Genomic DNA, 9,155 nt, shown 5'->3' with positions numbered 1-9,155 from the left:
TATACTTTTAAACTACTTTTTAGACACCTTTTTGAGTTCATTTATACTGCTCACTTTTATCCAGAATTAGGTGCTCACTTTATCCAGAATATCCAATCTTGACTTTTTACCAAACTCTGATATTATATAAAGTAGTTCTTTTAAATCTACATCATTTTTTAAGAATCCAATATCATAGTTGTATTGAGGCCGTTTAAAATCATAATAATAATTATCAAGAATTTCACTTAATAATGACTCTAAATCGTGACCAAGATTTTTAAGGTATTTAAAAGTTGGATATTGATTGTTTTCATTTTGATAAGCAAGACAAATATATGATTTCATGAATCGCTCAAAGCCTTGTGATAAAAGCTGAAAAGGTAAAAAATGAAAATTATTGCTTAAGCTAATATTTTGAATTTCACCAAATCCAAGTTTGATTAATTTACTAGATGCCTCAACTTCTTCTAATAACGCAAAATGCTTAGTCATATCTTTTTGGTTCATAATGTTCTTCATTATTTTATAAAACAATGTGTTAAATCTCCTTAAGCATAGTCGCTTTAATAGTAGTTACAGTTTGTTTTTCAATTGTCATTACCCACGTAATCTAAAAATGGATAAAAAATATTTTATTAGATATTATAATTTTTTATATATAGTTTTTTCAATTTTTGGATTTAATATATATTCAGTCCAATTAGTTGATAGTTTATTTTGTTCTCCAAAACCGGACTTAGTAATTTGCTTACTTAGAATATTTATGTCATCAATGTTGTCTACAATTAATTCAATAATTGTTTTTGAAACAAGACATTCCAGATAATACAAATATTCACTCACTAAATCTTCTGAAAATTGTTCTCCATGGACAATTTTACTTCTGAGATCATATATTTTCTTCATATTCTCAAAAATTACTTCACTAGATTTTTCGTCAAATCCACAAATTATTGCAATTGCTCTACGAATTCTGTACATTAATTCATGGCCACCTTGTATAATTCCTTCAAGACTAATACAAAACGCAACATATGAAAAGTGGAACATATTAGATTCGAATGCATTTATATAGTTTATTATAGGAAATTTTAAAATTTTACTCTCAAAGTAATTGGGAAAATAATTTGAAATAAAAAGATTAATATTATTTAAATTGCTTTCATCGAAATAGAGATTGTCTGAATTAATAAATTTAATTTCACACTCAAAACAATCAAGATATCTTGTGAATTCTTTACTAGTTTGATAGCTCAAAATATATTCAACTGATAAAATACTAGGAAATAACAACAACAAAAAATTAAATACATCGCTATTTTTTTGCATTGCAGGAGAAGTAATGTCTTCTGACATAATTGCGTACCGTTCTCTTTTTTCGTATTTATATTTCTCTCTTATTTTTGAAAGAAATTCTTCATCTTTTGTTAAAGTTTTTCCACAAAATTCTATAAATTCATCGGATAACACATTTAAAATTTTAGATCCAGCAAATTTTAACTTTGTTAAATCGCTATCTGAATTTGTAATTATTAATACAGTGGAGTTTCTCATAATATTTTGATATTTGAATATGTTCAATAATTAAATTATTCTATCTCTTAAATGCTTTTTTCATCATTTCCTTAACAGCTGACTTTGTTTGTTCAGCAATATTTTTTTTTGCTTTTTCAACTAATTTAATCTTAAATTCTTCACAACAGGAATTTATTTGAAATCCTTTAGCTGTCTTTATAAATTTAGGACTAGTATTGTGCTCTGCACATACTTCACTTTCAATTTTACGTTTAATCACACTATAATCTAGAAAATCACTCATATCTTTTTTGTTTTAATTATTAATCAAAGATATTTTCGTGGTACGCAGTGTTTTTGCGCAGTTAAAAAATTATTCATTTATCCTCAATTTTATTTAGTGTAAAAGGTGGATGTGGATCTAATAGACATGATTTCATGGTCTGCGTCTAACCCAGTTCCCCGAAGAGTTCCTTATCGATACTAAATGTATCGCATACTCTTTGCTGAACGTCTCCTAACTTCGCATCTTCACCTATATCCTGCTGAAAAGAGTGGAACCTTAGCCCGCGAGGAAAACACAAATTACCTACGAATTAAAAAAAACAGTATTTATACTTAGTGGTTGGTTACTCTAAATTACATACATTTAACTTACTGAAAAACATCAACATAACCCTAAATAAAGACTATGAATACTTTTTTAGCCTCTCTCCCTGCTATTCTTGGAATTGTTGGATTTGTTACTTACCTACTGGTTAAAAAAAGCATAACAGCAGATCCTATTATTCAAAAAGTCCTGGATAAACTACAAAGGGAAGCACCTGAATTCTATAACCATATCCAAAATTTACCAGAAAAGGAAATGATTAAACTGATAAAACAGGATAACGATTTCAGAAACGAAATATCAGTCGGTGATCGGGCAATTTTATCTAAGGCATTGACAAATCAATTTCTTACAAACATTTTTGTTTATTCACTTTGCGGGTTATTGTTAATCATTGGAATTATTCTATTCCTAAGACCCAAACCTCTGGAGATTCAAAGCATTACTTTACAGAACACAAATACCACTTCTAAGGAAATTATAACTGATCTTGATCCTATAACTGTGACTTGGACTTCCACAGGAAGCAACGAACAGTTGTATGCTGTATTGGTCAATGCAGAAACGGGTAATCAGACCAAAAGAATTGCCGTTCAGGCTTCTGAAGGTAGAGTGAAGTTCGTTGTCGATAAGTATTCAAATTTTGATAAAATACTCACTAATCGTGAACCTTATGGATACAATCGAATCAAAGCAATTTTATATGGATCTTCAAATTCTTTTCAATCTAAGGAGGTCGAGATAAAAGTAGGCATCAAGATAATTGCATACGAAGAAAAGCCAAACAAGTTAAAATTCTATGCAATAATTGATCAGGTAATAGCTGATAATTTCCTTTTTGCTCCTAGATTGGCCTTATTTACTGACGAACATTTTAACGGGCAGAAGATTTTTGAAGCACCAAATTATTCATCAAATCCAACACTTACAATTCAAGACCCTCAAAATTATACATCGGTAAACTTAGCGTTTACTGTTAACCCTCAGGATATAGTGGATAGTAAACTAATCAGAACTGATATTCCAAGCCTTAAGAATGCCATTTTAGCTTTAAGGCGTAATGAAAAGTAAATTTATTTAAAAGAGAAAATTGCCCTCGCTGATGCGAACTTCTCGCTCGTCAATATTGAATCTTTTTAAAAGATTATGCTCACGAGCGAGGCGCCAGCGGTGGGAGATACTGTTTATGTACTAATAAGGTGAATGTAAATGGCTCAACAAAAAAAACAGATTCCAAAAAATCAGCACTTTGTTCCCCAGTTTTTCCAGCGTTTCTTCTCTTATGAGAACAACGGAAAAACAATTGGCATGTTCAATACTCAGGGTAATCTATTCAAAAATCAGGTGTCGATCTCCTCACAACTTAGTAGTGACTACTTTTATGGTCTTGATGGCGAGCTAGAAGAGTGGCTTTCACAGCTAGAAAGAGATTCTGCACCAATCTTCAGGGAAATGTGGGAAAAAGAAAAACTGCCGATTGCCCAAAGTCCGGATCATTCTAAAATGTTGCATTTTATGGTTGTTTTAGACCTTCGAAATCCTATTCATTTCAGAATTCTAAGTAATTTTGAACAAAAGCTCCTCAATACTAAGTCCAAAATCAGTGAAGATAATGTCTCCAACGATATGATTCCTGGCCTTAAAGAACATCAGACTGATCAGGGAAAACTTAACTCGCTCAAATCTGCCGAACTGGTGGTTCCTGATCTTTTGGAACTGAAATACAAACTCATTAAAAATACAACTTCAAATCCTTTTATTATTTCAGATAATCCAATTATCATGTACAATCAATTTTTAGAAAGAAGAAACTGGAAATTTGGCAGCCAGAGAGATTTTGGATTAAAAGGATTGCAGATGTTCCTGCCGCTGAACGATTCGTATATGTTAGCTGTATATGATCCCAATATTTATAAACTCGGTAATAAAAAAGAGCACGTCGTAAAAATAGATAATAAAAACAGTATTGACCAGCTTAATCTTCTGCAGTTTCTGAATTCTGAAACTACAGTTAATTTCAGTCACAGAGCATCTAAACATTATATAGAAACGCTTTATGAAAAATCTAAAAAATATAAAAAAGCTAATGATGCATCTATTAACGTGCATAAAATGAATGTCCCAAGAGGGTTTGATAACTTTACCGCGCAAATGATTGAAATGGGTGTTTCAGACTTAAATATCAAGCTAACGGTTCAAAAATTAAACTTTATATCTAAATCATCGACTGTCAAACTAAAGTCACTTGAAGATCAGTACAGGAAAAATGTCAAATTCAAAGGTTATACTCACATAGTCTATAGATTTCTACCAATTACTGAAAATTCATAATAACTAAAAAAACAGCTCAACAAAGATTTCATTGCAAAAACTAAATTTATCGCATGCTCTGGCCAACGTCTCCAGACTTCGCACCCGCAATGATAATCCGCAAAGAGCATCGATTAAAACAAAAAACCTGATACCAGATGTTACTCCGGTACCAGGTTTTTCTTTTTTAACCCTTTTTATAAATCCCTCTTTCAACCTTCATCAAAAGAAAAACGCATCCTAAAAGTGATCACGAAGGAGAACGACAAATCCCGATTTTTAACGGTAATTCTGCCAGTTTGACATTGCGTTTTTTTACGTCGTTTCTCCGTCACCGCTCCGTCACTCCTATACGGAAACTCCTTTTGGGATTTTTACAGCATTTGCTCCTTTTCGGTCAAATTGTCAGGTAAATCTGTAGCCTGAATGGTGATTTTATCACCGGTTAAATCGTCATTTTCTTTAGTAGCCGTATAGATCCAATCGAGGCCATTGGCACTTATTTTGGCATTTCCTTCTTCTACCAATGTCCCGTCGGCATTTTCTATAAGTACCTTTACAGCGACCACTTTAAAGTCGTCGGTTACTTTGACACTAATCGTATCTCCTTTTTTACCTTTGTACTGAGAAAGATCAATTTCTTCTATTTTCGGAGCGCCAAGCATATCGGCTACCGCTACATTATACGCACTAATGTTTTTTTCAGGGTTTGCCCCTTTTTCATAGATGGCCTTGGTAGCAGCTTCCTGTAAGGCTGCTTTGGCATAGATCGTCGCTTCCTGAAATTTCGCAATCTGCTTCTTTTGTTTTTCTGTCGGTTCTCCCGTACGCTCTTTTGGCGCTTTTGAAACGATTGTTTTACTACCTCTCTGGCTAAATACAATGATGTCGCCTACTTTCCCACTCAATCCGTGAGTGATGATGTTGTTTTTACTTTCTGCCATAATTTACGACTATTAAATAATTATTATTAAAGAGGCAAATATAGCAGTATTTTCTAATAATATATTATTTTTCTTACTATTTTTAATTACATCTATCTAATTTATTGAGTAGTATTCTTACTTTTAAAAATTATACTATATTTGCAAAATGTAATGTTATTCGCACGTTATTACCTGCCTGAATAATGGATCTATTACAAAACATACTATAGAGTAAAACCGAATTGATTATGAAACTGGAATTATACCCTCAGAAAACCGCTCCGTCACTCCTATATCTGAACTTTATTGGAGTTTTTGTTTTTTTTGCTCTTTTTCGGTCACTTTTTCAGGGAAAATCCCCAGCCTCAATTTTGATTTTATCTCCGGCTAAACCCACATTTTACTATAGTATTAAACTGATAATATCATAAATAAAATAGCAACTATCTTCTGATAATTTACAATTAGAGAGCGAAAAGTTCTTGTTTATTTAAACCATTACAAAAGAAATTATCTATTAAAACAGATTAAACTAAAAAAATAATATATGTGTAAATTAACTTTAAAAACGACTCTTACATTTTTGTTTTGTATTCTTCTTATTTCCATAAAAACAGCTGGTCAATCAGAAAAAAAATCAAATACTTTTTTACCTAACATAATTCCGCCTTCACCAGGTGCTTATCAATTAGGAAATTATGGAAATGTACCTATTGGAATGTTTACAGGCTCGCAGAATATTACTATACCACTTTATACTTATAAAACTGTAAATATTGAGGTTCCTATAACCATGTTTTATTCTAATAATGGAATTAAGGTAGATGAAATATCATCTAATGTTGGGCAGGGATGGAACTTAAGTTTTGGCGGTGTAATAACACGAATCATAAGGGATTTGCCTGATGAAGATAGATTAAAAGCTTTTGTACCATTACTACCTAACGCTACATTAAATCAAAGAATAGCTTTTTTTAAATATATCGGAGAGGAGGATCTTACAGATAGTGAAGCGGATTTATACAGTTTTAATTTCGGTAGTTATTCAGGTAAATTTATATATGATCATGATGGTACTCCACTGTTGATGCCTGCTCAAAATATTAAAATCGAGAAACAAGTTCGTAATGGATATTTCACCTTTATGTTAACTGCACCAGATGGTATTAAATATTATTTTGATCAGATTGAATATACGAAAATTTTTAAAGAGAGCTATGGCAATCCTACTACGAAAACTTCTATTTCTGCCTGGTATTTATCTAAAATAGTACATCCAAAGGGAGATGAAGTTTATCTTAAATATATAGACAAAGAAGATCATTTTATCTCTTCTAAATCACAAACACTTAAAATGCAATTTCCAAGAATACAGACTAATTGCACTGGTACTGTAGTGGCAGGAGGTATTAATCTTAGTGCTATTAGGGAACATCGTATGAGTATTACAGGAAAAGCAATCCAGTCTATCAATAGTAATAATAGTAAAAATGGGGAAATAACTTTTCGATACTTTGAAAACAATAGTGAGGATGTAGAAGCAGGAAATAAAAAAATAAAAGAAATTGCCATAACAACAGATAACATAAAAGAAATTGAAAAGATAAAATTTACTTATACAACCACCGCAAATAAAAGAGTTTTTCTGGATAAAATTCAATTTAAAGATTTCGGTAAAAATTATCAATTTGAATATATCAGTCGAAATAATTTACCTCCAAGATTATCTTTAAGTCAAGATCATTGGGGATATTATAACGGCAAGATAAATAATCAATTAGTTCCCAATAAAACAGGATTAGATTTAGACAATATTAATTATGATGGTGCCGATAAGGAACCAAACGGAGATTTTGCACAAACAGGTTTGCTTAGTAAAATTATTTATCCTACAAAAGGATATACACTATTTGAATACGAGTCAAATGATTACTACGGAAGTAAGAAAATCATTCCTGAATTAAAGGAGGAAACATTATTTATTAACAGGACCGGTCCAACTAGTCAGGAGATTACCATCACAACTCTAAGTGATCAGGAAATAATTTTGCGGGGCGCTATTAGTTATGACGAATACGATTGTGGTCCCGATTATCTGGGAAGGACGAGAGCTACTGTAATGGCTAAAAACCTGATTACGGGAAAGTATGAAGATTTTTTCAAAAGAAGTAGTTATGGAGAACTTTACGCAATTTCTTCGGATCTTAAACCGGACAATGGAAACGATTTTATTTTACTTGCAAAAGCAAATCAAACCTATACAATTTCGCTAAGTTTACTGGTGGCTTCCACGAGAAGCGCGCTTAGACCTTGTATAAGTTCAGGTGTGTCTTTTAAGTATTTGCCATCTGGTCCAGTTACTATTGCAACAAATTTAATTGCAGGAGGAGTTAGGATTAAAAGCACTACAGATAATGGATTTAATACTTCACTTCCTGTTTATAAACGATACTATTATGCGAGAAAAGAGGACCTCAATAAATCATCTGGATTTCCGGGGACACCACCTCTTTATCTGGATGAATCAAGGGAACGTCTGGAATGTCCAACTCCCAGTAGTGGAGGTGGTATGCCATCAAGTCAGCTAAGAACCTATATAAACATAACTTCAAGTAGTCTTATTTCGCTTTTTGACAATGGAAGTTCAGCTGTTTCGTATCAATATGTTACTGTATCTCATGGTAATGATACTTTTTTGAATGGAGGAGAAATGAATGAATTCTATATTCACAAAAACTCAAACAATCAGATATGCGGCGATTTAAGATTATATGGTGCTCCTACAGACTATGGAGTCCTGACAAATGGCCTCCCTTTAAAGAATAGTATTTTTAACACTAAGAAAGATGATGTACAGATAACTACAAATCTATATGATAATAGAGAACTAAAAAGTTCGAAATCTTATAATGTGAAGAAATACCATCAATTAATAGATAATAATGATGAGGAATCAAATACTACAAAAACATCCAATTTAGGAATAGTAGAGTATATCAATAGTTCTTATTGGAATTACTTAAAATCAAAAGAGCATGTTTTATATGATGTAGGGGGATCAAACCCAATCAGGACAACTACAAGCTATGTTTACAACAGTCCTGTTCATATGCAATTAAGTGTACAAAAAACAAAAAGTTCAGTTGAAGATTTTTTAGAAACCAAATATTATTACCCTCAGGATCCGGTTATGTCAAGTGAACCGTTTGTATCGGAAATGATCGCCAACAATAAAATAAACACGCTACTCAAAACAGAAACTTTCAGAGGTGCAATAAAGTTATCGGAGCAAAAAACAGAATATGCAAAAAATGCCACAACGGGAAATTTACTTTTACCGAAATTTATTTATGCAGCCAAATTCCCCAATTCATTTTCAGGTAATTCTGTGGAAAAAAAAATAACATATGATAAGTATGATGACAAAGGAAACATTCTTCAATATACTTTAGAGAGTGGAATTCCGACCGCTATAATATGGGGATACAACAAAACCCAGCCCATTGCCAAAATAGAAAATGCGACTTACGCTCAGGTTTCCTCTTATGTAACCAACCTGCAAAATCTTTCGGACACCGGAACTGAGGCGAATCTGATTACGGCTTTAAATGCATTAAGAACCGCATTGCCAGGTACTATCATGGTGAGTACGTACACTTATATTCCACTTGTCGGGGTTAGTACCATCACAGATCCTAAAGGAGATATTACAACTTTTACCTATGATACTTTCGGAAGGCTGGAATTCGTAAAAGACAAAAACGGATCTATAAGCTCAGAGAACCAATACAATTACAAGCCATAAACCAAAA

The 9,155-nt window shown here is 32.3% G+C and carries 7 protein-coding genes; 3 read left to right on the top strand and 4 right to left on the bottom strand.

Annotated elements, in window-relative coordinates:
* Nucleotides 1-66: 66 nt before the first annotated feature.
* The 3 genes from EV142_RS08335 to EV142_RS08325 form a co-directional block, all read right to left on the bottom strand.
* The gene (locus EV142_RS08335) at nt 67-489 is read right to left on the bottom strand and encodes a hypothetical protein (RefSeq protein WP_132034377.1); all 423 of its coding nucleotides are present in this window, start codon (nt 487-489) and stop codon (nt 67-69) included.
* 135 nt (nt 490-624) lie between these two features.
* A complete protein-coding gene (locus EV142_RS08330; RefSeq protein ID WP_132034375.1) occupies nt 625-1,536 on the bottom strand; it encodes a HEPN domain-containing protein in 912 nt (303 codons plus the stop codon).
* A gap of 40 nt (nt 1,537-1,576) precedes the next feature.
* Nucleotides 1,577-1,801 carry a hypothetical protein gene (locus tag EV142_RS08325; protein ID WP_132034373.1) on the bottom strand — a complete coding sequence of 75 codons (225 nt, stop codon included), beginning with the start codon at nt 1,799-1,801 and terminating at the stop codon, nt 1,577-1,579.
* A 387-nt stretch (nt 1,802-2,188) separates the two neighbouring features.
* On the opposite strand from EV142_RS08325, the gene EV142_RS08320 reads away from it, so the two are divergent.
* Nucleotides 2,189-3,178 (top strand): hypothetical protein, encoded by a 990-nt coding sequence (locus tag EV142_RS08320; protein WP_132034371.1) that lies wholly within the window; start codon nt 2,189-2,191, stop codon nt 3,176-3,178.
* A gap of 138 nt (nt 3,179-3,316) precedes the next feature.
* Nucleotides 3,317-4,438, top strand: coding sequence for a DUF4238 domain-containing protein (locus EV142_RS08315; RefSeq protein WP_132034369.1), 1,122 nt, complete (start codon nt 3,317-3,319; stop codon nt 4,436-4,438).
* A gap of 353 nt (nt 4,439-4,791) precedes the next feature.
* Here the strand turns inward: EV142_RS08315 and EV142_RS08310 are convergent, their stop codons facing one another.
* Complete coding sequence (locus EV142_RS08310) at nt 4,792-5,361, bottom strand: hypothetical protein (RefSeq protein WP_132034367.1); 570 nt, start codon at nt 5,359-5,361, stop codon at nt 4,792-4,794.
* 529 nt (nt 5,362-5,890) lie between these two features.
* Here EV142_RS08310 and EV142_RS08305 point away from each other — a divergent pair.
* Nucleotides 5,891-9,148, top strand: coding sequence for an RHS repeat domain-containing protein (locus EV142_RS08305; protein ID WP_132034365.1), 3,258 nt, complete (start codon nt 5,891-5,893; stop codon nt 9,146-9,148).
* Nucleotides 9,149-9,155 lie beyond the last annotated feature (7 nt).

This window comes from Flavobacterium circumlabens (assembly GCF_004345565.1).
GTDB classification, from domain to species: Bacteria; Bacteroidota; Bacteroidia; order Flavobacteriales; family Flavobacteriaceae; genus Flavobacterium; species Flavobacterium circumlabens.
Note: the sequence above shows the minus strand (reverse complement) of the source record. Positions and strands in the feature narration are given on the sequence as shown.

What these genes read in the sequence shown, in the direction of transcription:
- EV142_RS08325 (WP_132034373.1), bottom strand. Translation starts at nt 1,801, where the DNA reads ATGAGTGATTTTCTAGATTATAGTGTGATTAAACGTAAAATTGAAAGT.
- EV142_RS08320 (WP_132034371.1), top strand. Translation starts at nt 2,189, where the DNA reads ATGAATACTTTTTTAGCCTCTCTCCCTGCTATTCTTGGAATTGTTGGA.
- EV142_RS08310 (WP_132034367.1), bottom strand. Translation starts at nt 5,361, where the DNA reads ATGGCAGAAAGTAAAAACAACATCATCACTCACGGATTGAGTGGGAAA.
- EV142_RS08330 (WP_132034375.1), bottom strand. Translation starts at nt 1,536, where the DNA reads ATGAGAAACTCCACTGTATTAATAATTACAAATTCAGATAGCGATTTA.
- EV142_RS08305 (WP_132034365.1), top strand. Translation starts at nt 5,891, where the DNA reads ATGTGTAAATTAACTTTAAAAACGACTCTTACATTTTTGTTTTGTATT.
- EV142_RS08315 (WP_132034369.1), top strand. Translation starts at nt 3,317, where the DNA reads ATGGCTCAACAAAAAAAACAGATTCCAAAAAATCAGCACTTTGTTCCC.
- EV142_RS08335 (WP_132034377.1), bottom strand. Translation starts at nt 489, where the DNA reads ATGAACCAAAAAGATATGACTAAGCATTTTGCGTTATTAGAAGAAGTT.